Genomic DNA, 25,889 nt, shown 5'->3' with positions numbered 1-25,889 from the left:
TTTTTAGAAAATGAGTGGTCACTCTCCTTTTTAGTGTAGCACGTAACGGTGAAAATTCAATCTCTACGTAAATAGAATAAATAATTAAGGGTAAAAAGATAATAGAATAAGGGTGAAATGGAGGTTTTTAGGATGTACAGTGGTGAAATGAAGAAAATTATCATAGTTGTGGTCGGAGCATTGCTGAATGCCGTCGCAATGAACTTTTTTCTAATACCGGCAAACGTATATGCAAGCGGCTTTACGGGAGTGGCCCAGCTTCTATCGAGGATGATTGGTTCTTTTGCTCCTTTTAATGTATCGACGGGTATTCTATTGCTTTTATTGAACATTCCGGTAACGATCATTGCTTGGCGAAAGGTAGGAAAGTCTTTCACTTTTTATAGTTTCCTCAGTGTTGCCTTGATGTCCTTCTTTATGGAAATCATTCCGATTACACGCTGGTCACCTGACATATTATTGAATGCGGTATTTGGCGGAGTCATTGCTGCAGTAGGTGTTGGGATCACATTGAAATACGGTGCATCGACTGGAGGAATGGATATTATCGCCATGCTTCTTTCACGGAAGAAAGATAAACCTGTAGGTACTTATTTATTTCTGCTGAATGGCGTGATCATTGTAACGGCAGGTGCTGTTTATGGACCGGAAAAAGCTTTGTATACACTTGTTACCCTTTATACATCGACCCGTGTCGTAGACGCGATACATACGCGTCATGAAAAGCTTACGGCCATGATCATTACAAAGAAAAGCGAAGAACTTAAACAGGCAATCCATGCTAAGTTAGTTCGCGGAATTACAAGGGTTCCCGCAAAAGGGGCGTTCACCAACGAAACTAAGGAAATGTTGTTGATTGTCATTACAAGGTATGAACTATATGACCTTGAACGGATCATCAAGGAAGTGGATCCGCACGCTTTCACAAACATCATAGAAACGTCAGGCATTGTTGGAACTTTCCGCAGGGAATGATATTAACAAAAAATCAAGGCCATTACACTTCTATTACAAAAGATAGTATTTGGGCGTTTTAAGTTTATTGCCTGTACAAAACGGCTAATTCTTATATTGTAGCGCCAATTTAAAATCTTATGAAGGAGTGATGAAAATGGCTAACGATGAAAAAATGAGCAGACAGGAAGCAGGCCGTAAAGGCGGGGAAGCCACTTCTAAAAATCACGACAAGGATTTTTATCGGGAAATTGGGCAAAAGGGCGGAGAAGCCACATCGGATAATCATGATAAGGAATTCTATCAAGAAATTGGACAAAAGGGCGGAGAAGCCACTGCTGATTCCCACGGTAAAGACTTTTATAAAGAAATCGGTGAAAAAGGCGGTAAGGCACGCAATAACAATTGATGAAAACATAGCGAAAGCCTCCAGGAAACCTGGAGGCTTTCACGTTATTTAGAGTGGTTTTCCAGCTCTTCCTGGAGTTCCCGCAGTTGTTCTTTTTCGGCCTCGTTCGTATTGGCAAAGGCTGATGAAAGAGCGTTTTTAGCGATTTCCTCTGTCTTTTGCTGGTCACCGTCATGCTCAGAGTGGAGAGCTTCTTCAACAAATTCCCTAGCCTTCTGGAATAATTTGTTTCCCATTAGAAGCCACCATAGCTTTGTTCAGACATAATTCTTAACCTGTCTTTTTCAGCTTCTTCAAACGTAGTGTGATAAGGGATTTTTTCGGCATGCCTGGCAACACTTTCTTTGCCCTGCTGTACAAATCGTTTAGATTTACTGCTTTTACCCATTCTTATCTCCTCCGATTCTGAGCGTTGTTGACAACGGAATCAATCTGTTGTCCTTTTTAGTTTGGCTTGAAAGGTCGATATTATGAAGGTAAAAAATGACGTATTAGGCTTTTATATTGAATTTTTCTTCGAGGAAGACGGCTATACCATCTTCTTCATTTGTCAATGTAGTCGTATTTGCTACCGTTTTTACTGGTGAGATCGCATTTCCCATGGCAACCCCTGTTCCCGCGTATTCGAGCATTTCCAAATCATTATCTTCATCACCGAAAGCGATGATCCTGTTTTGAGGAATTTCCAGATAGTTGGATACACGTTTTAGCCCTACGGCTTTACTTAACCCGCTTTTTATTATTTCGATGATATGAAAAGGCTCTGCCCAGCGGCGATGATCGACCAATTCTGCATGAACATCGGATAGATGCTGGCGAATCTGTCCTACGAATTCACTATCTGTGTGAATTAGCATCGATGTTGGGGAATCCTGAAGGTAATTGCGCAAGTCACCTGTCTTCATGATCGGATTTCCTACATTGAACATGTTCATTAACTTTTCATCATGATAATGGACATAAACTTCATCCCGGACTTCGGCGATGATGTTGTGATATTTAAACTGATCACACGCTTCGACAATATCTTTCGCAACATTTATATCCAGTGGAGAGTGGTATACCCCCCAATTTGTATGTAATGGGTGATGGACGAAAGCACCATTGAAATTAACGATTGGTGTAGTCAACCCCAATTCCCGGTAATAAAGTTCACTTGAGCGAAAGGGACGCCCGGTGGCGATCATAATTTCGTGTCCATCTTCTTTTAGTTTCAGGAGTGTTTTTTTAGTCCTTGAAGAAATTGTTTTGTTATCTGTAAGTAAGGTACCATCAAGATCCAATACGATCAAATGTTTCTCAGCCATGTACACACCTTCTGTTCTTTTTGATTTCATTATATGCGAATATTGTTAAGCCTATTTTAAAGTAAATGTAAATCTTTTTCATTCTTTATGCATTCCTGTATGATATTACTATATCCAGGATTATGATAATTAAAGCGAAGCTCAGGTTTAAAGGAATGAAATGATGGATGCCATTTTGATAATGGTATTGAAAGACCGGAACAAATTATTCGGAGGGGTTAACTTGATAATAATTGAAAAAGAACTAATGGGACATATTCCTGTATTGCACCTAGGTGAAGAAACCACCTTCAAACAGGAATTGCCGCTTATTATTTTTATACATGGTTTTCAAAGTGCAAAAGAACACAATCTACACTATGCTTATTTATTGGCTGAAAAGGGGTTTCGTGTGCTGCTGCCCGATGTGCTTCATCATGGGGAAAGGGAAGCCGGTTTAAGTGATTCTCAAATGATGCCCCTTTTTTGGGAAATGGTTTTACAGACAATCCAGGATTTACCTTTGCTGAAGGATGATTTATTATCCCGAAAATTAATTGATCCCGGCAGAATTGGCGTAGCAGGTACCTCCATGGGGGGGATAGTGACTAATGGGGCCCTGGCTGCTTATGAATGGATTTCCGCCGGAGTCAGTTTAATGGGTAACCCATCATATGTCGCGTATGCAGAGCTCCAAATGGCGGAGATTAAGAAAAGGAAAGTTAATTTCCCAGCCACTGATGAGGAAGTTGCCAAGGTGATTGAACAGCTCAAGCCATTTGATTTGAGCCTTAATCAGGATAAACTTTCCAACCGTCCGCTTCTTTTTTGGCATGGTGCCAAAGATCCGGTTGTGCCTTATCAACATGCATACCGTTTTTATGAAGGGGTCAAAGCAGGGTATGATGAGGCAGATGAAAAAATTGATTTTATCCTTGACCCCAAGGCTGGACATAAGGTCAGCAGAGAAGGAGTGCTTAAAACAGCAGACTGGTTCGCGAAACATTTACTGTCAGCTGTGCAAAATGCTTAAGTACTCACTCAAAATCTGTTATGATGCTTATACGGACATAATGATGAAACCGATAATCTAAAACGAAGAGATTATCCATAAAAGGAGTGATCGAAGTGGATCAAGATACAAAAGACATTATTCTTGGAGCTTTGGAGCAGGTCATTGACCCTGAGCTTGGTATAGATATCGTTAATTTAGGCTTGGTATATGATGTGGATATGGATGAGGAAGGTCTGACTACCGTTACGATGACATTGACAGCAATGGGCTGTCCGATGGCTGGGACGATCGTCGATCAAGTTAAATTGGTTCTGGAAGATATCCCCGAGGTCAAGGAAACGGATGTGAAGATTGTCTGGAGTCCGCCATGGACGAAAGACAAAATGTCCAGATATGCTAAAATTGCATTAGGTATCAAATAATAACTCTGTAATAGAAATGAAAAGCCAGTCAAAAAAAGTGAATCCACTCTAGGAGCCACTTTTTATGGTCTGGTTTTTTTCTAATACTTTCGGCTAGGAGTGGTTAATTGAACAGTCAAATTAAAGATTCATTGGACAGGCCACTGAGGGATTTAAGGATTTCAGTCATAGATCGCTGTAACTTTCGCTGCCAGTATTGCATGCCTGCTGAAATTTTTCATGAGAATTTTCAGTTTCTGCCTAAAAGTGAGCTATTATCTTATGAGGAAATTGTAAGGCTTTCTAAAATATTCGCAGGCTTAGGGGTAAAAAAACTAAGGTTGACTGGCGGGGAACCATTACTCCGGAGAGATCTTACCACTCTGATTTCAAGTCTCGTTAAAATTGAAGGTATTGAGGATATTGGATTGACCACGAATGGTGTCTTCTTGAAAAAGCATGCCGCGAATTTGAGGGAAGCTGGTTTGCAGAGGGTGAATATCAGCTTAGACAGCCTCGATGACGAACTTTTCAAGAAGATGAACGGCAGGGATATCGGCATAAAGCCCGTTATTGAAGGCATCGCTGCTGCCAAGGAAGCAGGGCTTGGCGTTAAAGTGAATATGGTTGTGAAAAAAGAAACCAATGAATCTCAAATCCTGCCGATGGCCCGATTTTGTAAAGATGAGGGCATTCAATTACGCTATATAGAATTCATGGATGTCGGACATACAAATGGCTGGCAGTTGAAGAATGTCATTACGAAAAAAGAACTGCTTGCAATGCTCCAAGCCGAATTCGATCTTGAACCGGTTGAAGAAGATTATTTTGGAGAGGTGGCAAAGCGCTACCGTTATAAAGGCACTAATGCAGAAGTGGGCTTCATAACCTCGGTATCCGAGTCTTTTTGTTCAAGTTGTACACGTGCACGTCTTTCTGCTAATGGAAGTTTATATACATGCCTGTTTAATGGAAAGGGACATGACTTGAAGTCATTGCTCCGTTCTGACATGACAGATGAAGAATTGACTAGGTTCATCATTTCGCTTTGGAACCGAAGGGACGACCGCTATTCGGATGAGCGGGCAGCGGGAACGGTTAAGAAACAGGAAAAAATCGAAATGTCATTCATTGGCGGGTAATCCGTCCGAATGAGTAAAAAAGGGATGGCAGCGCTGCCATCCCTTTTTTTGTATAGTTGTCAGGAACTGATGTTCGTCATGGGCGAAATCGATTTTTATACTATTTTTATGCATTTTTATATAGGACACAAGGCAATGAAAATACTTCAATGGTCCTAGGGATGGATGTAGCCAAAAATAAACTCCAATCATTCTAAGATCAATAATGCTTTATGTATTGCTGCTTTTTTTTGGGGAGGGATTCAATCGATTGTACAGATTTCTATTGGACAGTTTTCACAGTCGATTTCTTGTTTCAAATAATCAAAATTTAGAATGGTAATGCGTCCCTTTTTAATGGAGATGACATTGTTTCTCCTTAATTGAGCAAGCATTCGATTGACCACCTCGCGGGAAGTGCCGCAAAAATTGGCGAGTTCTTGGTTTGTAAAGGGAAGATTGATAACTTTACCGTCTTCTGCTTCAGTGCCATAGCTATTTGATAAACGGATGAGTGTGGAGTAAAACGCACCTTTCTTACCGTGCAGGAGCATATCGCGGAATTTAGCCTGATTTTTACGGTTTTGAGCGGATAACCATGTCATCATCTCGACTGCAAGATGGCTATCCGAGGCGATTTTTTCTTCCAATGCTTCTTTGGAGATAACCGCAACACTTCCATCTTCCATCATTTTTGCATTCATCATATATTTAGGATTTTGAGAAAACAAGACTGTTTCCCCAACCAAATCATTCTCCGAACTAATGCGTATAGTTAATTCCCGACCGTCGGGAACAACCTTGCTTACTTCCACTTTCCCTTTAATAATGTAATACAAATCACTTGCTGGGGTGCTCTCTTGAAAAAGGTAGCGCCCTTTTTCCAGATGTTTAACTTGTTGTTTATTATCTAAAATTGCATGCATCCGATTAGATAACGATAATTCATTCATGCATATGACCACCTTTCAGATAGCGTCATTACTCAATAACTACCTTTGATTTAAACGGAAAAAACCCTAGCAGTCAACAAGTTTGGATAATTCTAGGAAATTTGTTGGATAATTTTTCATACGAAATTTATGTTTTAAATTTTATAAAAATACATTTGATTTTATTTTTATTCAGTCATATAATAATAGAATCAAAGAATGACAGGGACCTGAAATTATAGGAGATGGTTTTATGAACGTATCAATAGTAGGTGCAACTGGTTATGGAGGAATGGAACTAATAAGATTTTTGAATAATCATCCGCAATTTAAAATAAAATCATTGCATACTTCTTCGCAATTTGGCCGAAGTTTATCTGAAGAAAATGCACATTTAATGCATATGAAGGACAAATTAGAAGAAATTGACCCGGAGGCGATTGCAAAAAAATCCGATATTGTATTTCTTGCAACTCCTTCCGGTGTTTCCTCGCAATTGATTTCGGAATTTTCTGACCTTGACATTAAAGTGATCGACCTATCAGGAGACCTCAGGCTTCAAACTCCAGGTGAATACGAGCACTGGTATAAAAAGCCGGCCGCGCCTCAGCCTATTATTGAAGAGGCCGTATACGGATTGGCTGAATGGAATACTGAAGCAATAAAAAATGCGAGGATAATTGCAAATCCTGGGTGCTACCCAACCGCTTCACTATTAGGTCTTGCCCCTTTATTCACTGAAGGATTGGCGGGAGCAGCTGCCGATGTGATCATCGATGCAAAATCCGGGGTTTCAGGGGCGGGCAAATCACCTTCGGCAGTTACCCATTATAGTGAAATGAATGAGAACTTTAAGATATATAAGGTAAATCAACATCAACACATACCTGAAATCGAACAACAGCTTGGGCGATGGTCATCAGGTTTACAGCCTATTACCTTTAATACACATCTTGTTCCAATGACGAGAGGGATTATGGCTACGATGTATATTAAGGTAAATCGGGAAATCTCAAATGCTGAATTACAGGATTTATACGAAACCGTATACGAGAACCACCCATTTGTCCGGGTACAGCCCCTTGATCGCTTTCCATCCACGAAACAGGTATATGGATCGAACTTTTGCGACATTGGCGTCGATTATGATGTAAGGACAGGTAAGGTCACGGTGGTTTCGGTAATTGATAATTTAGTGAAGGGTGCTGCAGGGCAGGCCATTCAAAATGCAAATATGTTAATGGGACTAGAAGAAACGGCAGGACTATGGAACAGTCCGCTATATCCGTAAACTTTGGAGGGAAATAATGAATACACTACAGCCAGTTGAAGAAATCAAACATATTCAAGAAGGAAACATTTTAATGCCCCAAGGGTTCAAAGCGTCAGGTGTCCATGCAGGATTACGCTATTCTAAAAAGGACGTTGGTATCATTTTCACCGATGTTCCAGCATCAGCTGCGGCCGTTTATACTCAAAATATAGTTCAGGCAGCTCCAATCAATGTAACGAAAGACAGCATTGCCGTTACTGGGAAACTACACGGCATTGTAGTGAATAGTGCTTGTGCGAATGCTTGTACAGGTGAACAGGGTTTAAAAGATGCAAATGAAATGAGGAAGCTTGCCGCTCAAAAGTTCGGTTTGGAGGACCATTCATTTGCGGTGGCTTCAACGGGAGTCATAGGGGAATTCATGGAAATGGAAAAGGTAAGGAAAGGCATAGCGTCATTGCAGCCAGAAAATACACCTGAAGCTGCTGAAGCTTTTGGTACAGCCATTTTAACAACGGATATCGTAACGAAGAGCTGCGGGTATGAAACAATCATTGACGGTAAAAGCGTGAAAATGGGCGGTGCTGCAAAGGGCTCGGGAATGATTCATCCAAACATGGCCACAATGCTCGGCTTCATTACGACGGATGCAGTAATTGAACCGGCTGATTTACAGCAAGCACTATCCTCGATTACAAATGATACATTCAATCAAATCACGGTTGATGGCGACTGTTCAACGAACGACATGGTGTTGGTGCTCGCGAATGGAGAAGCGAACAATGAACCTTTGACACCTGACCATCCGGAATGGTCCATCTTCCTGGAATTATTAAAGCAAACTTCGGAAAATCTCGCCAAACAAATTGCGAAAGACGGTGAAGGTGCCACAAAACTGATAGAAGTGAATGTTCATGGCATGAATACGAAGCAAGATTCACAGATGATGGCGAAGACGATCGTTGGGTCTAATCTAGTGAAAACGGCAGCTTTTGGAGCGGATGCAAACTGGGGACGAATCATTGCTGCGATGGGAAGAAGCGGAGTGGTATTCAATCCGGATCAAACAACGATCGTTTTTGGTGACATTGTCGTACTTAAAGATGGTGAGCCAATCATGTTTTCTGAGGAAGATGCCAAAGCATACTTGGAAAATGAAAGCATCATCATTCATGTTTATTTGAAAGATGGCAATGAATCAGGCACGGCATGGGGCTGCGATTTAACCTATGATTATGTGAAAATAAACGGAAGCTATCGTTCGTAGAGGTGAAAAGTATGAACATATTAGTCATTAAGTGCGGCGGCAGCATTATTAACGAGTTATCGGAGTCGTTTTTCAATAGTGTAAAAGAGTTACAAAACCGCGGCTACCATATCGTCTTTGTGCATGGAGGCGGCCCTGATATAAATTCAATGCTTGAAAAATTTGAAATTGAACCTGTATTTGAAGATGGGTTAAGAAAAACGACCACTGAAGTGTTGGAAATTGTGGAACTTATGCTGGCAGGCAAATCAAACCGCAGCCTCGTGCATAAATTGGAAGCTCATGGCATCAAGGCAGTCGGTTTAAATGGCTCAGACGGCGGTATTCTCACAGGTGATTATATCGATGAACAGAAACTTGGAGCTGTTGGTGAAATACAACGAGTCAATACGGAATTATTCGGATTTTTATTCGAAAAAGGTTATTGTCCGGTATTGACGCCCATTTCAACTACCGAAGAAGGTACTAAATTAAATGTGAATGCCGATATGGCTGCCGGGTCTGTAGCGAAGGCGCTATCGGCTGATATGTGTTTATTTGTGACAGATGTTAAAGGGGTCTTGAAGAATGGGCAGATCATTGAAAAATTGAATGAAACGGAAACGAAAAATATGATCATGGATGGAAGTATCCATGGGGGAATGATTCCGAAGGTCCATACAGCGTTGTCAGTGCTGAATAAAGGGATTGAAGAAGTGATGATCGTTAGTGGGAAAGATCATTTTTATCAAGGCGGACAATTCATCGGTACGAAATTTCTTCAGGAGGAAGGGGTATTACAATGAGTTCTTTATTTCCAACGTATGCAAGGTGGAACATTGAGCCAAGAACAGCGTCAGGGTTGAAGATTACGAGTGTAACAGGTAAAGAGTATTTGGATTTCACATCCGGAATCGGGGTACTGAATCTTGGACATTGTCATGAGCAGGTAAAAATGGCCGTTACGGAACAGCTTGATAAATATTGGCATGTATCGAATATGTTTCAAAGTTCCATACAGGAACGGACAGCAAAAATGCTGGCTGATGCCTCTGGTTTAAGTCAGGTGTTCTTTGCCAACAGCGGCGCCGAGGCGAATGAGGCAGCTATCAAACTAGCACGTAAAGCTACCGGGAAAAGCAAAATTGTTACATGTCAGCAGTCTTTTCATGGCCGTACGTTTGCAACGATGGCTGCCACCGGGCAGGAAAAAATCAAGACTGGTTTCGGACCGATGCTAGCTTCGTTCGAATACGTTCCATTTAATGATAATGAGGCCATGACAGCAGCCATCGATAAAAATACTGCAGCTGTAATGATTGAAATTGTTCAAGGAGAAGGCGGCATCCATGTTGTACAGCAATCATATTTGGACGCAATTCAAACTAAATGCCAAGAACACGGAGTTCTCCTTATCATAGATGAAATTCAGACTGGGATAGGGCGTACAGGGAAACCATTCGCATTCCAGCATTTCAATATTCAACCGGACATCATCACTTCTGCAAAAGGGCTGGGAAATGGCCTGCCAATCGGGGCGATGATTGGGAAGGAAGCGCTGTCTGAGTTCTTTAACCCTGGAAGTCATGGATCCACTTTTGGAGGCAATCCCGTCAGTGTCTCAGCAGCCGAAGCCGTGTTAAAGGAAATATTCCATTCGGGGTTTTTAAAAGAAACCGTTAAAAAGGCTGAATACCTTGAGAGCGAATTGGCAAAAGCATTGAAGGGCATGGATGAAGTGAAAGAGATTCGCGGTCTGGGAATGATGGTCGGAATTGAGTGTAAACAAGATGTTCAGATGTTTTTAATGGAACTGCAAGAAGAGGGCTTACTAGTATTGAGTGCAGGTCCTAAAGTACTTCGTTTACTCCCATCCCTGACAGTTACCGAATCGGAGATCGATAGGGCGGTAAGTAAAATTAAAAAAGTATTGGCAATAAAACAAACTGTCTAAATTTATTGAATTTTTATAGAACAAAATGAATAATTATGCTATTGTATATATAAATATACATCATCTAAAGAGGTGAAGATCATGAAAAGCTATCTATATTTAGAGAATGGTTCCGTCTTTGAAGGGGAACTGCTGACTAAATCGAATGAAAAAACAATCACTGGAGAGATTGTCTTTTTCACAGGAATGACCGGATATCAAGAAGTGTTGACAGATCCTTCATATAAGGACCAGATTGTCATCTTCACATACCCGTTGATCGGAAATTACGGAATCAATGAACACGATTTTGAAAGTAAGAAGCCGCATGTTGCCGGTGTGATTGTATATGAAGGTAATATGAGCCATTCCCATTATCAGGCTGAATATTCACTTGGTGAATATTTAGACAAGTGGAACATCCCTCTTTTAAGCCATGTTGACACAAGAGCGGTCGTTAAGAATATAAGACAGGAAGGTTCCATGCAGGCAGTCATCACAGCAGAAGAAAAATACACTGTCGTACCCGGCCTGAATGGTTTATCAGCCCATGTAGCTGAGGTATCCACAAAGGTTGTCGAGAGCTTTGGGGAAGGCGACAAGCACGTTGTGATGATGGATTTCGGCTATAAAAAATCCATATTGGATTCATTGGTCGAGCAAGGCTGCCGAGTCTCTGTCGTACCATTCGATACGGAATTCGAGCAAATCAAGGACATGAAGCCAGATGGTATTTTGCTTTCAAATGGGCCTGGGGATCCAAAACAGCTTGAATACCTCTTAGGAAACATTAAAAAGATCATTACGAATTTTCCAACGATGGGCATCTGCCTCGGTCATCAATTAACGGCCCTTGCCTTAGGCGGAAATACAAAAAAAATGCTGTTTGGACATCGCGGTGCGAATCAGCCCGTGGTCGATTTGAAAACGAAAAAGGTGTATATGAGTTCGCAGAATCATAGTTATGAGGTTGATGAACCGAGCCTGCAAGGAACATCACTGCAAGTAAGATTCAGAAATGTGAATGATAACACGGTTGAGGGGCTCATGCATGAAGACTTGCCAATCTTCACTACGCAGTACCACCCAGAGGCGAATCCAGGACCTATCGAGAGTTCATTACTATTCAATGACTTTTTACAAATGATAAATGATTATAGCGGGAGAGAAAAAGCTTATGCCTAAGGACAACACGATACAGACCATTTTAGTGATTGGTTCGGGGCCTATTGTCATTGGGCAGGCCGCCGAATTCGATTATGCAGGTACACAGGCCTGCCTTGCTTTAAAGGAAGAAGGATATAAAGTCATACTGGTCAACAACAATCCAGCAACGATCATGACTGATGATATGAATGCGGATGCTGTCTATTTCGAACCTTTAACAGTTGACGTACTGGAAAAGATCATTTCCAAAGAAAAGCCGGATGGCCTGCTCGCTACATTAGGCGGTCAAACAGGATTGAATCTCGCTTATCAATTGGATGATGCTGGAATACTCGAAAAATATAATGTCAAATTATTAGGAACTCCGATCGACTCCATCAAAAAAGGGGAGGATCGTGAGCTGTTCCGTGAGTTGATGTTTGAAATAGGTGAACCCGTTCCCGACAGTACAATTGTTCATACTCTTGAAGAAGCGCTGGCTTTTGCCGACAAAATCGGTTTCCCCATCATCGTTCGTCCCGCTTATACACTCGGCGGAACTGGCGGTGGTATTGCCGATTCACTGGACACCTTCAAGGAACTTGTACGGGGCGGACTTCAAGAAAGCCCGATTACACAATGCTTGATTGAAAGAAGCATAGCTGGTTATAAGGAAGTCGAATATGAGGTTATGCGAGATGGCAACAATACGTGCATTACCATCTGTAATATGGAAAACATCGATCCGGTCGGGATCCATACAGGTGATTCGATCGTCGTGGCACCATCACAGACTTTATCGGACGATGAGTTTCAGATGCTGCGTGCCGCATCCATTAAAATCATTTCTGCTTTAGGTATCATAGGCGGTTGTAACATTCAATTTGCCCTTGATCCGAATAGCAAGCAATATTATTTAATAGAAGTAAACCCGCGCGTCAGCCGTTCATCGGCACTGGCTTCCAAAGCAACAGGTTATCCAATAGCACGCATAGCCGCAAAGCTCGCTGTCGGCTACGATTTATCGGAGCTCATCAATCCAGTAACGAAAAGCACATATTCAAGCTTCGAACCTGCTCTTGACTACGTAGCGGTGAAGTTCCCAAGGTGGCCATTCGATAAATTCACGACCGCCAACCGCAAATTGGGAACACAGATGAAGGCGACTGGTGAAGTGATGGCTTTACACCGCAGCTTTGAAGCGGGAGTCCAAAAGGCCGTCGATTCATTGGAATTGAAAACGATTGGGCTGCAGCTATTATCGCTGAAAAATATAGCAGTTCCTGAACTTTGGGGAAAGCTTGCCGAAAAATCTGATGAACGAATATTTGTCATTTTTGAAATGCTTAGAAAAGGCGTGACGATTGAAGAAATCCATGAAGCGACAGCCATAGATTATTTCTTCCTTAAATCCTTTGCTTCATTGATCCAGTACGAATTGGAGATTGAATCTAAGGCAATCGATCAGGTAACAAAGGAAGAACTGCAGACATACAAGGAAAAGGGCTTTTCCGACCGCTATCTTGCTTCCGTATGGAAAGTGAGTGAGATGGAAGTGAGAGCACACCGCAAATCACTAGGACTTACGGCTGTCTACAAAACGGTTGATACATGTGCAGCCGAGTTCGAATCACATACGAACTATCACTATTCAACATATTTTGGTGAGAACGAACAGAAAAAAACGGATAAAAAGAAAGTCTTGATGATTGGCAGCGGTCCGATCCGCATCGGACAGGGAATAGAATTTGATTACTGTTCGGTTCACGGTGTTTATGCGCTCCAGGATGAAAATGTTGAAACGATCATGATCAATAATAATCCGGAAACGGTAAGCACGGATTTTGCGACGGCAGATCGCCTTTATTTCGAACCGTTGACTCTTGAATATGTTCTTAATGTAATAGAAGCGGAAGATATTAAAGATGTTATCGTCCAATTTGGTGGGCAGACTGCGATAAACCTGGCAAAAGGCCTGGAAGAATACGGTGTCAATTTGTTGGGGACTTCCTTCGATACACTGGATCAATTAGAAGATCGTGATCGTTTCTATCAGCTTCTTCAAAAACTGGATATCCCGCATGTACCGGGTTCTATGGCTAATGGTGAAGAACAATTAATTGCAAGTGCAGAGGCAATCGGCTTTCCGGTGCTCTTACGCCCATCCTATGTAATTGGCGGCCAGGGAATGGAAATCATCCGCTCCAAGGAAAGCTTGTTGAATAGAATGGCAAATGGAACGGCACTTGTCTATCCAGTGTTGATCGATTCCTATATTGCAGGGAAGGAAGCCGAAATCGATTTGATTGCGGATGGAAATGATGTATACATTCCCATCATTGCCGAACATATAGAGAAAGCAGGAGTCCATTCAGGAGATAGCATGGCATTATTGCCAGCACAATCCTTAACGGATGATATCAAAGATAAAATGACCCTTTATGCTAATAAACTAGTTAGTGAACTTGGATATAAAGGACTTATGAACATCCAATTCGTGATTGAGGGAAATAGTGTATATGTATTGGAAGTGAATCCTCGTGCAAGCCGGACAATTCCAATCATCAGTAAAGTGACCGATGTATCCTTGGTGCAAATCGCGACAAAAATATTGCTTGGGAAATATTCATTGTCGAATGCGTTCGAAAAAACGGGCTTAATGGATGAAATTCCATATGCAGTCGTCAAATATCCCGTATTCTCTACATTTGCACTAAGCGGACTTGATTCGAAGGTAGGTCCGGAAATGAAATCAACAGGTGAAGGAATCGCCATCGGGGAAACGGTAAATGAAGCGTTGACAAAAGTATTCCATGCACAAAAAGTTAAACATACTACAGGTGTTTATCAGTCAGGATCTGTCCAATTAAGTGAAGATTTGTTAGCCCAAATCAAAGAAGCAGGTTTGATATTGGGGAATTCAGATTTTGATAAATGGTTAAATGAAGGAAATGCGGCGGTCGTTTTGGCATATGGAACAACGGAGGAAGATAAAAAGCTAAGGTTACTTGCAGCGAAATACCGACTGCTTGCATTTACGGAAGAAGAGACGTTCAAGGCCTATCTACAATCGGTAGAAAATGCTGATCCAGAGGTGAACTCGCTTCAGGAATGGCTTGTACCATATTCGAAAGGAGTGTCACACGTATGAGTTCAATGACGGCACCGACACAAGCGAAGATTTTAAATGGAAAAGATTTTTTGACCATGAAGGAGTCTACACCAACTGCAATTGCAGATTTGTTAAAACTGGCGCAGACCATTAAAGGCAAATTGCATGCCGGTGAAGAATATACGCCTTTAAAAGGTAAAACGCTGGGGATGATCTTTGAAAAATCGTCTACCCGTACTCGTGTTTCTTTTGAAGTGGGCATGATGCAGCTTGGCGGACACGCTTTGTTCCTAAGTGGCAATGACTTGCAAATTGGACGTGGTGAAACGATTTCCGATACTGCAAAAGTCCTTTCTGAATATATTGATGGCATCATGATTCGTACCTTCGAACATGAAAAAATCCTGGAATTGTCAGAAAATGCAACTATCCCAGTCATCAATGGGTTAACAGATCTTGCCCATCCTTGTCAGGTGCTTGCTGACTTTTTGACGATCATCGAGATAAAAGGGCACCTAAAAGGCTTGAAGATGAGTTATATCGGTGATGGCAATAATGTTGCCAATTCATTGATGGTAGGCTGTGCAAAAATGGGAATGGATTTTTCCATAGGATGTCCTGATGGCTATAAACCTGATGAAAAGGTCGTCGCCTATGCTAAAAAAGTGGCAGAAGAGACTGGCAGTAAAATTTTGCTAACAACCTCAGCTTCGGAAGCCATAAAAGATGCGGATATCGTCTATTCCGATGTTTGGACTTCCATGGGGCAGGAAATCGAGAATGGTATCCGCTTAGAAGCTTTTAAAGATTATCAAATCAATGGTGAGTTGGTAAAACTTGCTAAAGAAGATTATTTATTCATGCATTGCCTGCCTGCACATCGGGAGGAAGAGGTTACGGCTGAAGTCATCGATGGGCCTAATTCCGTCGTTTTCCACCAAGCCGGAAATCGTCTGCATGCCCAAAAGGCGGTCCTTGTGGACTTAATGTCTTAACCAAACAAGAGTCTCTTCAGAGAGCAGTCACTCAGTTTTTAGAAAAAAAGGTTTCGGAATGGTCTCATTCCGAAACCTTTTTGATTTTATTGTAGCAGTTAGAGGATCATAACTAGATCAATACTTGGACTTCCTACCACCAAGTCATCGATGAAAAAGACACTAATTGATGCCTTCATTTTACTAACCAAATGGTTCGATGGCACCAAGTGATCTAAAGTAATCATTTCAAGATGATCTCGCTGAATAGAACCATGTTTAGAAAGCATCCTTAACACCTTAAGTTTTTAATCCATCTGTTTTAAACAAAAAGTGACAGCAGTTCTTAATGTTAAAACAAAGTTGATTGGAGCGGGTGTTCGAGACTCCCGGACCGTCGCGGAAAGCGAGTGCCCTATGTTCCAATCAACGGTCAAGTCAAGTTCAAAGAACAACACTTTTTTAATTCAGCCGCTTTCCTGTATGTTCTTAATTTTTCTGACATGAAAGGAAGGAACCTGGTAATAATAACAGGGAAAGCATGTAAAGGGGTGAAATCTATGGGGCAAAATCGTCAATTTAAGCCGGGTCAGAAGGCACCTAATAATGGGACCTACGTAGAAATCGGTGAAACGGGCAGCACGGTAGTGAATCCGAAAATGGTAAAGCTTGATGCAGGGGATTCTTTTCCTGAAACATCCAATCATAACCGGATATGGACATATAAGCGGAAGCCATGAAACATCTAAAAGCAGGAAAAAGGAATGATCGCCCTCCTTCTTCCTGCTTTTTTTTCTATTCAGCAGAATAACCGAATATATTCGAGATTTCCAAACAGCACTTCCTTAAATAATGGCTTAAAGGATCTTCATAATGATCAGGAATGCTCTCGGTGAACCCAACGGCAGTGATCGCTCCCAATAATTCCGAATTATAATTAAAAACCGGAATCGACATCGAGGAAACGGATGGTACTAGAGGCTCTTTGGCAAAAGCTATTTTGTATTTCCGAATTTCATCATATTCATTTGTTTCTTTAAGGAACGGACCTGTAACATTACGATCTTTTTCAATCCATTCCGCCGTCAATGATGGATCCTGAAATACAGTGAATACCTTTCCGGAAGAGGATGATGGTGGAAGTCTCGTACCTAACTGTGCCCCGATGTTTAAGTTTTGGTTGGAATTCCATATCTTCGCAGTGATTGGTCCATCGTATGTCCAAACGGAAAAAAGGACCGTACAAGAAGTATGGTGACTGATTTCCTGTAAATAAGGAGTTATTCTGCTCGTTACATCCTCATTTCCTATCGCTGCCATTCCGTATTGAATCAATTTGCTCCCAAGATGATACATACCGGTTGTCTTATCGCGATATAGTAGCTCCAGTTGAGTCAAAGTATTCAAATACTTATAGAGATTACTTTTTGTAATATCCGTTAATTCCTGTATATCAGAGAATCTTAAAGGAGTTCTTTGCGAAGCAAGTAAATCTATGATGCTCATCCCTATTTGTAATGATTGAATCGTCGAACCGGATTTTACGATTTCCATAAATCAATCTCCCTAATCTGTTTTAATTTAGGTCTAGTATATCAGAATCTGTAAAATATAAATGAAATTTAGCAGAAAAACCGCTGGCTGCTTGAAGCTATCAATATCCTTTCCTATTAAAAAATAACTTTAGCGCAGTTTTTATTGATTCCGAAGTACTGATAATGGTGTAGATGATAACATTTGCACAAAAATTTGCAATACTTTCTTGACAATATTCCGAAAATTGAGTTATTATTTATATAAATAGTGAACAGTGTTACCTATAAGTGAAAAAGATAAGATGTACAGTCATTCAAAATACTGGTATGTGACGCGAATCCAGCAGAATTGGGATGGTGGCATCAAAAAGAGTTATTAAAAAAAATCCAGATAAATAAAGGAGAATGAAATATGAAATTAGTAACTTTCAGCAGTCAAGGATTTAAACGTATTGGTGCAATTTACCCGAATAATATAGTAGTTGACTTGAACTATGCCTATCAAGCGCTTCTTGAAAGCGAAGGGAAACTTCGCAGTGAACAAATCGCTGACGCGTATGTCCCTGCAACAATGGAGGAGTTTTTACAGGGAGGGAATGAAAGCCTTTCCATCGCGCAAAAGGCTGCGGACTACGCTATTAACAATCGTGATTCCTTCAGACATAAATTGGTACATGAAATTGAAAATATAAAGCTTGAGGCCCCTGTCCAAAAGCCAAGCAAAATTATCTGTGTCGGACATAACTACCGTGAGCATATTGCTGAAATGGGTCGTGAACTGCCTCCATTCCCTGTGGTATTCGCAAAGTTCGCCAATACAGTAATCGGTCCCCAGGACGATATACCGTTTTTCCCAATCTCAGAACAACTAGATTATGAAGCTGAATTCGCTTTTGTGGTCGGACAAAGGGCACGTAATGTTTCTAAAGAAGATGCTCTTGATTATGTAGCTGGTTATACAATTGCGAATGATGTCACTTACCGTGATATCCAACGGCGAACACTTGAGTGGCTACAAGGGAAAACGGTTGAAGGAAGTGCTCCGATGGGGCCTTGGTTAGTCACTTCCGATGAACTTTCCGATCCATCTGGCTTAAATGTCCGATTAACGGTAAATGGTGAAGAACGCCAAAAAACGAATACATCCAACTTCGTATTCGATGTGAAGTATCTAGTTGAATTCTTATCGAACTTAATGACTCTTGAACCAGGTGACATCGTACTTACAGGAACACCGGGTGGCGTAGGGGTAGCCCGTGATCCACAAGTATTTTTAAAAGATGGTGACGTTGTCAAAATCGAAATAGACAAAATAGGTTATCTTGAAAACCGTGTGCGACGTGTCGGGGAGGGAAAATAAAATGGCTTATCAGGATATCGGGACTTCAATCCAATCGGTTCGACAATCAATCGGCCACATTCTTGAAACAGCGGCAAACCTACCGGAAGATACAATCCGATTTAAACCAGCGGAGGATGAATGGTCAATCATGCAGATACTTTCCCATTTAGCTGAAGCCATTCCTTATTGGTTAGGTGAAGTGGAAACTGTAATAGCGATGCCTGGAGCCGAATGGGGGCGTGGATTGCAAGATCCAGCCCGATTGGCAGCAGTTACAGATACAGACAAACTTGCTGTTGAAGTTGTCATGAAGCAAGTGGAGGAGCTTAAATACAAAGTGGAGAGCAGTCTCGGGAATTTAGATGAAGAAACACTATCCAAAGAATCGCCACACCGGAATTTCGCTAAGTTCGGAAACAAACCAGTTTCTTATATAGTCGATCACTTCATCGATGAGCATGTTTCAGGACACTATGATCAAATAAAGCGAAATCTTTCTAAGATCCAGTGAGGCAAGATAAAAAAGAAAGTAGGGATTAATATGGCTGAAAAATCGGAATACATGAATAGTACAATCGTAAAAGATTTTACAAAGGATATTCAGCAGTATAACCTTGGGCCGCTGTGGGAAGCCATTCCCGCTCTGATGGATCATGAACCTAAACCTCATGCGCATGCTTATTTATGGAAAGAAGAGCTTTTGACAAAAAAATTGATGGAAGCGGCTGAAATATTCACACCTGACCGAGGCGGGGAGCGCAGGGCCATTTATTTTCAGAACCCTGGACTCACTTATCGTCAGCCTTGGGGATGGGCTTCGACAACACAAACGCTATATGCAGCGGTCCAGCTATTGCTGCCAGGTGAAGTGGCCCCTTCCCACCGTCACTCCCAAAGTGCGCTTCGTTTCATTACGAATGGTGAAGGTGTTTACTCCATCGTGCAGGGAGAAAGGATCTTCATGGAAGAAGGAGATTTCTTGATCACGCCTAAAAACCTATGGCATGGTCATGGACATGTTGGCGATAAACCAATGATTTGGATGGATGCCCTTGATATCCCAACCATCTATTCCATAGGCGGCACTTTCTTTGAACCATATCCTGATCGGATTGAAACGCCTAAACGGCCCGATAATTTTTCAGAGCTCCGTTATCAAGGCGGAATGGTTCGTCCAGTATCCGACCGTTATTCACAAGTGGCACCGCTTGCCAACTACAAGTGGAAAGGCACCAAAGCAGCGATAGAAGGTTTAATGAATTTTGAACCGGATCCATATGATGGTTTCGCCGTGGAATATATCAATCCATCAAATGGCCAAACGGCCAATCCGACGATGGGGGCATGGATGCAGAAACTTCCGAAAGGTTTCCATACGAAAGCACATCGCCATACCCATTCCACAATTTATCAAGTGCACCAAGGTTCAGGCTATACGGTAATTAATGGAGTGCGTTTTGACTGGTCCAAGGGAGATTATTTCGTCGTTCCAAATTGGGCATGGCATGAGCATGTTGCAGAAGCGGATTCTTACTTGTTCTCAGTAAACGACTTACCAATAATGGAGAGATTCGACTTGGAGCAGCAACAGGCATTAGACGCAAACAATGGTTACCAAAAGGTTGAAAGTGAATTCAAGCCTGTTTTGGTTTGAAAATAATCTGTTTGGAAACTTCAGCTTAGATCCTGATGAATATATGGAATGCCAGTCGAATGAAAACGCTTACTGTCGTAGTGATCCGCAACATTGGCTAAAAGCAACTAAATATAGGGGGAATTGATGATGAACACAGAAAATAAACCATTCATCGTTATCGGTGGGGGAATTGGCGGATTGGCAACTGCTTTAGGAATTGCAGAAACAAAACAATATGTAAAAGTCCTTGAACAAGCTCCCGAATTTGGCGAAATTGGTGCAGGGATTCAGCTTGCAGCAAATGCCACCAACGTCTTGCAGCGTTTAGGGGTCATGGATAAAATCAATGAAATTGCAGTATTTCCAAAAAGATTGGTGCTGATGGATGCCTTTTCCGGAAAAGAGCTTTCCGCTTTGGATTTAGGTGATGTTTATAAAGAAAGATATGGAGCACCGTATGTTGTCTTGCATCGTTCCGATTTGCATAAAGTACTGGCTGAAGCCTGTGAAAATAACCCGTATATTGAACTGGTTACGAACCAAACCATTATTGAAACGGTAGAAAATGAAGGGGAAGTGACGGTTACTTCTGCCAACGGGTCCCAACATTCAGGAACCGCTGTCATTGGAGCCGATGGATTATGGTCCAAGGCACGGAAACTTTTTGTGGAAGATCAACCGATCTGCTCTCAATATGTTGCATACAGGGGAGCGATTCCGATGGAAGAGGTTACGAGCCATGGAGATTTAGATGATGTTTATATGTGGATTGGGCCAAACCTTCATCTTGTTCAATACCCGGTTAGAAGGGGAGAACTATACAACCAAGTAGTGGTGTTCAAAAGTTCTCAATACACGGAAGAAAACGAAAAAACAGATCAATGGGGAACCCCGGAAGAAATGGACCTTGTGTTTGCCGGAACTTGTGAGCTTGTTCAGAATGCGATTTCATTCATCCAAAGACAACGCCGCTGGCCAATGTATGACCGGTTACCAATCGATAATTGGACAAAAGGAAGAATTACACTTACGGGTGATGCGGCACATCCGATGCTTCAATACTTGGCACAAGGGGCTTGCCAGGCTTTAGAAGACGCAGCTTATTTATCGGATATGCTTCATAAGCATGGGAATGACATTGAACAGGCATTTTTGAAATATCAAGAGGAACGCATACCGCGCACGGCTAAAGTTCAATCGAGCGCAAGAATTTGGGGGGAAATCATCCACAATACGACCGATACAGGCATTCTTCTCCGAGATACGATCCTTGCAGGTCGGACGGATAAGGATTTCCAATTCGTCGATGAATTTCATGGCTATAATAAAACGGCCGTGAAAGCATAATCCGGTTTTGATTCATCATGCATCTAAAAGTTAAAGAAAATTGATTGGAGCGGGTGTGCGAGATCCTGCGGGAAAAGCGAGTCCAAGGGAGTCCCCGCAGGCGCAAGGCTCCCGGACCGCCCGCTGAAAGCGAGTGCCTGGAGAGGAAATCAACCAAATTGAACAAGCCTTTCTTCTATATGAAGAAAGGTTTTTGCCGTTTACCTTATCTACTGCATTTTTTATATCTTTCCTTTACATGGGGAAAATTAAAAGTATAATGAAAATATAAAGGTCAAAGTTGGTCAAACTGAGTGGGAATTCGTTCATGATATAGATGAATGGGAGGTTTTAAGATGGATATGAATAAAATGACGGAAAGAACCCAACAGGCGTTCATTGGCGGCCAGGAACTAGCCAAAGATAGAGGGAATCCCGAGCTGACGGAGCTTCATTTATTAAAGGCCTTAATGGAACAGGATGAAAGTTTATTAATCAGGATTTTATCGGAATCTGGTAAACCGATGAATCTATTTGATATAGAGCTAAATAAGGAACTGGATCGATTACCGGAAGTGAGCGGTAGTGTTTCCCAGGTTTACATGTCATCCTCCCTGCAGCAAATGTTGATGGCTGCCGAAAAGGAAATGCAGATGTGGGAGGATGAATACTTATCTGTCGAACATATACTCCTTGCGTCGCTGCAGGTCAATAAAACGAATGTGAACAGGCTTTTTTCATTATATGGAATGGATTATGATAAAGCAAAACAGGTTATAAACGATATAAGGGGGAATCAGCGAGTGACTAGTCAAAATCCTGAAAGCACTTATGAAGTACTGAAAAAATACGGCAGAGATCTCGTTGCTGAGGTTAAATCGGGGAAGGTTGACCCCGTAATCGGCCGTGATACGGAAATCCGTAACGTCATCCGGATCCTTTCACGTAAAACGAAAAATAATCCTGTATTAATAGGAGAACCCGGAGTAGGTAAAACAGCCATAGTCGAGGGGCTGGCACAAAGGATCGTTCGGAAGGATGTGCCTGAGGGATTAAAGGACAAGACCGTTTTTTCTCTTGATATGAGTGCGCTTGTCGCTGGTGCCAAATTCCGCGGTGAATTTGAGGAACGCCTAAAAGCGGTCTTGAATGAGATCAAGAAGAGTGACGGTAAAATTCTATTATTCATTGATGAATTGCACACAATTGTCGGTGCAGGAAGAACGGATGGCGCACTTGATGCCGGAAATATGTTAAAGCCGATGCTTGCGCGCGGTGAGCTGCATTGTATCGGTGCAACGACCCTTGATGAATATCGGCAATATATTGAAAAGGATCCGGCTCTGGAACGCCGTTTCCAACAGGTTCTGGTTCCTGAACCGGATGTTGAAGATACGATTTCAATTTTGCGGGGATTAAAGGAACGGTTTGAAATTCACCATGGCGTCAGGATACACGATCGGGCGATCGTTGCGGCCTCTGTCCTTTCGAACCGATATATAACGGAGCGATTTTTACCGGATAAAGCGATAGATCTTGTGGATGAAGCATGTGCGATGATCCGAATGGAAATCGACTCAATGCCATCCGAGTTGGATGAAATTACGAGAAAAGTCATGCAACTTGAAATTGAAGAGGCGGCCTTGAAGAATGAGGAGGACCCTCAAAGCAGAGCAAGGCTGGAAGTGCTTCAAAAAGAACTATCAGAACTTCAGGATCAAGCGAATAGCATGAAATCGAAGTGGCAAATGGAGAAATCAGCGCTTCAAAAGGTGCAGGATCAACGTGAAGAGCTAGAGAAACTGCGTCATGAACTGGATCAGGCAGAGAATGACTATGACCTTAACCGGGCAGCTGAACTTCGGCATGGAAGGATTCCGCAGCTTCAAAAAGAATTGGAAGCAATGGAAGACGAATTGGAAAAGGAAAAACAGGAATCACGATTGCTTCGCCAGGAAGTGACGGAGGAGGAAATTGCCTCGATTGTTGCAAGGTGGACGGGGATTCCGATTAGCAAGCTGGTGGAAAGTGAAAGGGAGAAGCTGCTTCGCCTATCTGATATCCTGCATGAACGCGTAATAGGTCAAGGAGAAGCGGTGGAACTCGTATCCGATGCTGTTTTAAGGGCAAGAGCTGGAATTAAAGATCCAAACAGACCAATCGGTTCATTCATTTTTCTTGGGCCAACGGGTGTAGGTAAAACCGAATTGGTAAAAGCTTTGGCAGAAACGTTATTCGATAGTGAGGAACATTTGATTCGAATCGATATGTCGGAATATATGGAGAAACATGCGGTGTCCCGCCTTGTTGGTGCACCTCCTGGATATGTTGGATTTGAGGAAGGCGGCCAACTTACGGAGGCTGTTAGGAGAAACCCATATTCAGTTATATTATTGGATGAAATTGAAAAGGCGCATCCGGAAGTCTTCAATATTTTGCTGCAAATGCTGGATGATGGAAGGATAACAGACTCCCAGGGAAGAACAATCAACTGTAAAAATACGGTGATCATCATGACTTCCAATATCGGATCCCATTTCTTATTGCAGTCCAACAGGGTGGATGGAGGCATTGAGGAAGAAATAAAAGATCAGGTCTTTAAAGAGTTAAGAGGGCATTTCCGTCCGGAATTCTTGAATCGAGTTGATGACATTGTATTATTCAAACCTCTTACAAAACAAGAAATCGTTGAAATAGTAGATAAAATGGTTCATCAATTACAAGTAAGGTTGACTGAACAAAATATAGTCCTGAATGTTACTGAAGCGGCTAAGGAATTCATTGCGGAACAAGGATATGATCCGGTATATGGGGCAAGACCGCTGAAGCGATTCATCCAAAAGCATCTGGAAACGAAAATCGCCCGTAAAATCATTGCCGGGACTGTTGAGATTAAAGAGGGAATAACGATTGATTATGATCATGATGAATTGGTTCTCATATAAAAACGTTGAAATGTAGTTTACCCGTAAGCAAAGAACGGTATAACAAAAAGGACATCCTATAAAGGATGTCCTCTTTTGCTTCTTAATGTTGATGAGAGTCTTTAGCTGGCCCAGCAGGCATGATAGCCGGGATGATGCAAATCAGGATAGCAGCAGCTAATCCTAAAATCGTTCCCTGCGCAGCATCGTATGAAACTCCGATCATGGAAGAAACAACATATACAGTCATATGCACTAATAAGAATGTCCAAAAAATTGTCCAAGCATAACGCATCGAATTTCACCTCATTCCACTACATTCATTTTTATCTTACCATAATTAATATACAGTTAAAACGTGTTTTTAATAATAACCTTTAAATAATTCAATACATTAAATCATAAGAGAACTTTTCTTTTCAGGCAGACTTGTTGGTTTCAAACTTCAAAAGGGAAATCATACGGAAAAAATAAAAGTAAAAACTCCGTGCTTGGTTAATTAAAGATAAGAAGTTAGGCGTTTCCACTGACCCTTTCTATTTTTCGTCATAAATTAATATAGTAGTAGTAATATTCCTTAAAGGAGTTTGAACGATGGAACAACGAACTTTTCAAATTGATGACCAATGGAATATCATCTATTATCCAGAACGGCCCAGTGGTTTTTCCGTAATGGTAATTGGAGACCGTAGTCATTTTGTCGAAAAAGAAAGCAGCTTTTGGCTGCAGCATCCTGGCAGGCTGCAGATATTGGAATATTTAAAGGAATACGGATACACCCTATTTTCATCTAATTTTTACGGAGCAAACTGGGGCAGTCCTAAAGCACTCGAGCTTTCCCTTAACCTATATATTCTGTTCATGAAAAAAGAAATAGTCAATCAAAAAGTTCATATATTGGCAGAGGGGACAGGCGCACTCCTTGCCTTAAAGTTAATGAATGAACTTGGTAATAAAATACGGTCCGTCGTATTGATAGATCCGGTTTTTTCCTTGAAAGCACAACTGGAGAAAGAAAAGGAAAATAAATTCTTCTATAAAAAGTGGCTGTCCGAGGTCGCTGCTGCATTTGAGCTCGATCCGACAGAATGTGAACAGCATATACTGGACACTGAAGATTCAATGATCGCAGAGAATATCCCCATGAAAGTGATTCAGGTTTTTGGAAGCTTGCGGAAAGAGCAAGCCTCCCTTTATCGGCAAATCCAGCTGGCTAGAAAAGCAGACTTGCAGCTGACGTATATATTGCCCGAAAAACGTTATAAAATCCCCTATCAAATACAGAAGTTTTTCAATGAGAATGAAGAGACTTTATGAGAAGAGA

At 41.7% G+C, this 25,889-nt stretch carries 24 protein-coding genes and 1 pseudogene; 19 read left to right on the top strand and 6 right to left on the bottom strand.

Annotated elements, in window-relative coordinates:
- The first annotated feature begins 132 nt into the window (after positions 1-132).
- Both MPH60_RS16310 and MPH60_RS16305 read left to right on the top strand, forming a co-directional pair.
- Positions 133-975, top strand: a complete 843-nt coding sequence (locus MPH60_RS16310; RefSeq protein ID WP_133348755.1) for a YitT family protein — start codon at positions 133-135, stop codon at positions 973-975.
- A gap of 136 nt (positions 976-1,111) precedes the next feature.
- Positions 1,112-1,360, top strand: a pseudogene (locus MPH60_RS16305) (KGG domain-containing protein); the annotation flags it as partial.
- A gap of 47 nt (positions 1,361-1,407) precedes the next feature.
- Here the strand turns inward: MPH60_RS16305 and MPH60_RS16300 are convergent.
- From MPH60_RS16300 to MPH60_RS16290, 3 genes are all read right to left on the bottom strand, one after another.
- On the bottom strand, positions 1,408-1,599 hold the full coding sequence (locus tag MPH60_RS16300) for a DUF3813 domain-containing protein (RefSeq protein WP_101224136.1): 192 nt from the start codon (positions 1,597-1,599) through the stop codon (positions 1,408-1,410).
- Positions 1,599-1,751, bottom strand: coding sequence for a hypothetical protein (locus tag MPH60_RS16295; protein ID WP_164468789.1), 153 nt, complete (start codon positions 1,749-1,751; stop codon positions 1,599-1,601). Before MPH60_RS16295 ends, MPH60_RS16300 begins: the two co-directional genes overlap by 1 nt.
- Before the next feature lie 103 nt (positions 1,752-1,854).
- Positions 1,855-2,670 carry a Cof-type HAD-IIB family hydrolase gene (locus MPH60_RS16290; RefSeq protein ID WP_241590635.1) on the bottom strand — a complete coding sequence of 272 codons (816 nt, stop codon included), beginning with the start codon at positions 2,668-2,670 and terminating at the stop codon, positions 1,855-1,857.
- 223 nt (positions 2,671-2,893) lie between these two features.
- On the opposite strand from MPH60_RS16290, the gene MPH60_RS16285 reads away from it, so the two are divergent.
- From MPH60_RS16285 to moaA, 3 genes are all read left to right on the top strand, one after another.
- Complete coding sequence (locus MPH60_RS16285) at positions 2,894-3,682, top strand: alpha/beta fold hydrolase (RefSeq protein WP_241590634.1); 789 nt, start codon at positions 2,894-2,896, stop codon at positions 3,680-3,682.
- Positions 3,683-3,777: 95 nt separating this feature from the next.
- Positions 3,778-4,086, top strand: coding sequence for a metal-sulfur cluster assembly factor (locus tag MPH60_RS16280; RefSeq protein ID WP_034314562.1), 309 nt, complete (start codon positions 3,778-3,780; stop codon positions 4,084-4,086).
- 107 nt (positions 4,087-4,193) lie between these two features.
- Positions 4,194-5,207 carry a GTP 3',8-cyclase MoaA gene (gene moaA, locus MPH60_RS16275; RefSeq protein WP_241590633.1) on the top strand — a complete coding sequence of 338 codons (1,014 nt, stop codon included), beginning with the start codon at positions 4,194-4,196 and terminating at the stop codon, positions 5,205-5,207.
- 242 nt (positions 5,208-5,449) lie between these two features.
- On the opposite strand, the gene MPH60_RS16270 is transcribed toward moaA, so the two are convergent.
- Positions 5,450-6,139 carry a Crp/Fnr family transcriptional regulator gene (locus MPH60_RS16270; protein WP_241590632.1) on the bottom strand — a complete coding sequence of 230 codons (690 nt, stop codon included), beginning with the start codon at positions 6,137-6,139 and terminating at the stop codon, positions 5,450-5,452.
- A 232-nt stretch (positions 6,140-6,371) separates the two neighbouring features.
- Here MPH60_RS16270 and argC point away from each other — a divergent pair, with 232 nt between their 5' ends.
- The 8 genes from argC (at position 6,372) to MPH60_RS16230 (ending at position 16,542) form a co-directional block, all read left to right on the top strand.
- On the top strand, positions 6,372-7,409 hold the full coding sequence (gene argC / locus MPH60_RS16265; protein ID WP_241590631.1) for an N-acetyl-gamma-glutamyl-phosphate reductase: 1,038 nt from the start codon (positions 6,372-6,374) through the stop codon (positions 7,407-7,409).
- Between the two features lie 16 nt (positions 7,410-7,425).
- The gene (gene argJ, locus MPH60_RS16260; RefSeq protein WP_241590630.1) at positions 7,426-8,658 is read left to right on the top strand and encodes a bifunctional ornithine acetyltransferase/N-acetylglutamate synthase; all 1,233 of its coding nucleotides are present in this window, start codon (positions 7,426-7,428) and stop codon (positions 8,656-8,658) included.
- A gap of 11 nt (positions 8,659-8,669) precedes the next feature.
- On the top strand, positions 8,670-9,443 hold the full coding sequence (gene argB / locus MPH60_RS16255) for an acetylglutamate kinase (RefSeq protein ID WP_241590629.1): 774 nt from the start codon (positions 8,670-8,672) through the stop codon (positions 9,441-9,443).
- Positions 9,440-10,591 carry an acetylornithine transaminase gene (locus MPH60_RS16250; RefSeq protein ID WP_241590628.1) on the top strand — a complete coding sequence of 384 codons (1,152 nt, stop codon included), beginning with the start codon at positions 9,440-9,442 and terminating at the stop codon, positions 10,589-10,591. The genes argB and MPH60_RS16250 overlap by 4 nt, the downstream gene beginning before the upstream one ends.
- Positions 10,592-10,672: 81 nt before the next feature.
- Complete coding sequence (locus tag MPH60_RS16245) at positions 10,673-11,755, top strand: carbamoyl phosphate synthase small subunit (protein WP_241590627.1); 1,083 nt, start codon at positions 10,673-10,675, stop codon at positions 11,753-11,755.
- Entirely contained in the window at positions 11,748-14,867 is a 3,120-nt protein-coding gene (locus MPH60_RS16240) for a carbamoyl phosphate synthase large subunit (protein ID WP_241590626.1), read from the top strand. The genes MPH60_RS16245 and MPH60_RS16240 overlap by 8 nt, the downstream gene beginning before the upstream one ends.
- The gene (gene argF, locus MPH60_RS16235; protein ID WP_241590625.1) at positions 14,864-15,823 is read left to right on the top strand and encodes an ornithine carbamoyltransferase; all 960 of its coding nucleotides are present in this window, start codon (positions 14,864-14,866) and stop codon (positions 15,821-15,823) included. Before MPH60_RS16240 ends, argF begins: the two co-directional genes overlap by 4 nt.
- Positions 15,824-16,362: 539 nt before the next feature.
- On the top strand, positions 16,363-16,542 hold the full coding sequence (locus MPH60_RS16230) for a YjzC family protein (RefSeq protein ID WP_034314546.1): 180 nt from the start codon (positions 16,363-16,365) through the stop codon (positions 16,540-16,542).
- A 55-nt stretch (positions 16,543-16,597) separates the two neighbouring features.
- Here MPH60_RS16230 and MPH60_RS16225 read toward each other — a convergent pair whose 3' ends face one another.
- Complete coding sequence (locus MPH60_RS16225; RefSeq protein ID WP_241590624.1) at positions 16,598-17,356, bottom strand: IclR family transcriptional regulator; 759 nt, start codon at positions 17,354-17,356, stop codon at positions 16,598-16,600.
- Between the two features lie 393 nt (positions 17,357-17,749).
- Here MPH60_RS16225 and MPH60_RS16220 point away from each other — a divergent pair, with 393 nt between their 5' ends.
- The 5 genes from MPH60_RS16220 (at position 17,750) to clpB (ending at position 24,586) form a co-directional block, all read left to right on the top strand.
- Positions 17,750-18,697 (top strand): fumarylacetoacetate hydrolase family protein, encoded by a 948-nt coding sequence (locus tag MPH60_RS16220; protein WP_241590623.1) that lies wholly within the window; start codon positions 17,750-17,752, stop codon positions 18,695-18,697.
- Position 18,698: 1 nt separating this feature from the next.
- Positions 18,699-19,190 carry a DinB family protein gene (locus MPH60_RS16215; protein WP_241590622.1) on the top strand — a complete coding sequence of 164 codons (492 nt, stop codon included), beginning with the start codon at positions 18,699-18,701 and terminating at the stop codon, positions 19,188-19,190.
- A 30-nt stretch (positions 19,191-19,220) separates the two neighbouring features.
- Positions 19,221-20,333, top strand: a complete 1,113-nt coding sequence (locus MPH60_RS16210; protein ID WP_241590621.1) for a cupin domain-containing protein — start codon at positions 19,221-19,223, stop codon at positions 20,331-20,333.
- A gap of 126 nt (positions 20,334-20,459) precedes the next feature.
- Positions 20,460-21,662 carry an FAD-dependent monooxygenase gene (locus MPH60_RS16205; RefSeq protein WP_241615850.1) on the top strand — a complete coding sequence of 401 codons (1,203 nt, stop codon included), beginning with the start codon at positions 20,460-20,462 and terminating at the stop codon, positions 21,660-21,662.
- Positions 21,663-21,997: 335 nt separating this feature from the next.
- A complete protein-coding gene (clpB, locus tag MPH60_RS16200) occupies positions 21,998-24,586 on the top strand; it encodes an ATP-dependent chaperone ClpB (RefSeq protein WP_241590619.1) in 2,589 nt (862 codons plus the stop codon).
- 82 nt (positions 24,587-24,668) lie between these two features.
- Here the strand turns inward: clpB and MPH60_RS16195 are convergent, their stop codons facing one another.
- A complete protein-coding gene (locus MPH60_RS16195) occupies positions 24,669-24,860 on the bottom strand; it encodes a YjzD family protein (protein WP_048686917.1) in 192 nt (63 codons plus the stop codon).
- A 299-nt stretch (positions 24,861-25,159) separates the two neighbouring features.
- On the opposite strand from MPH60_RS16195, the gene MPH60_RS16190 reads away from it, so the two are divergent.
- Positions 25,160-25,882, top strand: a complete 723-nt coding sequence (locus tag MPH60_RS16190; RefSeq protein WP_241590618.1) for a hydrolase — start codon at positions 25,160-25,162, stop codon at positions 25,880-25,882.
- Positions 25,883-25,889: the final 7 nt, after the last annotated feature.

The organism is Peribacillus sp. Aquil_B1 (genome assembly GCF_022603275.1).
Lineage (GTDB): Bacteria > Bacillota > Bacilli > Bacillales > DSM-1321 > Peribacillus.
Note: the sequence above shows the minus strand (reverse complement) of the source record. Positions and strands in the feature narration are given on the sequence as shown.

Coding starts and splice junctions, on each gene's coding strand:
- MPH60_RS16310 (WP_133348755.1), top strand. CDS start 133: ATGTACAGTGGTGAAATGAAGAAAATTATCATAGTTGTGGTCGGAGCA.
- MPH60_RS16300 (WP_101224136.1), bottom strand. CDS start 1,599: ATGGGAAACAAATTATTCCAGAAGGCTAGGGAATTTGTTGAAGAAGCT.
- MPH60_RS16295 (WP_164468789.1), bottom strand. CDS start 1,751: ATGGGTAAAAGCAGTAAATCTAAACGATTTGTACAGCAGGGCAAAGAA.
- MPH60_RS16290 (WP_241590635.1), bottom strand. CDS start 2,670: ATGGCTGAGAAACATTTGATCGTATTGGATCTTGATGGTACCTTACTT.
- MPH60_RS16270 (WP_241590632.1), bottom strand. CDS start 6,139: ATGAATGAATTATCGTTATCTAATCGGATGCATGCAATTTTAGATAAT.
- argC (WP_241590631.1), top strand. CDS start 6,372: ATGAACGTATCAATAGTAGGTGCAACTGGTTATGGAGGAATGGAACTA.
- argJ (WP_241590630.1), top strand. CDS start 7,426: ATGAATACACTACAGCCAGTTGAAGAAATCAAACATATTCAAGAAGGA.
- argB (WP_241590629.1), top strand. CDS start 8,670: ATGAACATATTAGTCATTAAGTGCGGCGGCAGCATTATTAACGAGTTA.
- MPH60_RS16250 (WP_241590628.1), top strand. CDS start 9,440: ATGAGTTCTTTATTTCCAACGTATGCAAGGTGGAACATTGAGCCAAGA.
- MPH60_RS16245 (WP_241590627.1), top strand. CDS start 10,673: ATGAAAAGCTATCTATATTTAGAGAATGGTTCCGTCTTTGAAGGGGAA.
- MPH60_RS16240 (WP_241590626.1), top strand. CDS start 11,748: ATGCCTAAGGACAACACGATACAGACCATTTTAGTGATTGGTTCGGGG.
- argF (WP_241590625.1), top strand. CDS start 14,864: ATGAGTTCAATGACGGCACCGACACAAGCGAAGATTTTAAATGGAAAA.
- MPH60_RS16230 (WP_034314546.1), top strand. CDS start 16,363: ATGGGGCAAAATCGTCAATTTAAGCCGGGTCAGAAGGCACCTAATAAT.
- MPH60_RS16225 (WP_241590624.1), bottom strand. CDS start 17,356: ATGGAAATCGTAAAATCCGGTTCGACGATTCAATCATTACAAATAGGG.
- MPH60_RS16220 (WP_241590623.1), top strand. CDS start 17,750: ATGAAATTAGTAACTTTCAGCAGTCAAGGATTTAAACGTATTGGTGCA.
- MPH60_RS16215 (WP_241590622.1), top strand. CDS start 18,699: ATGGCTTATCAGGATATCGGGACTTCAATCCAATCGGTTCGACAATCA.
- MPH60_RS16210 (WP_241590621.1), top strand. CDS start 19,221: ATGGCTGAAAAATCGGAATACATGAATAGTACAATCGTAAAAGATTTT.
- MPH60_RS16205 (WP_241615850.1), top strand. CDS start 20,460: ATGATGAACACAGAAAATAAACCATTCATCGTTATCGGTGGGGGAATT.
- clpB (WP_241590619.1), top strand. CDS start 21,998: ATGGATATGAATAAAATGACGGAAAGAACCCAACAGGCGTTCATTGGC.
- MPH60_RS16195 (WP_048686917.1), bottom strand. CDS start 24,860: ATGCGTTATGCTTGGACAATTTTTTGGACATTCTTATTAGTGCATATG.
- MPH60_RS16190 (WP_241590618.1), top strand. CDS start 25,160: ATGGAACAACGAACTTTTCAAATTGATGACCAATGGAATATCATCTAT.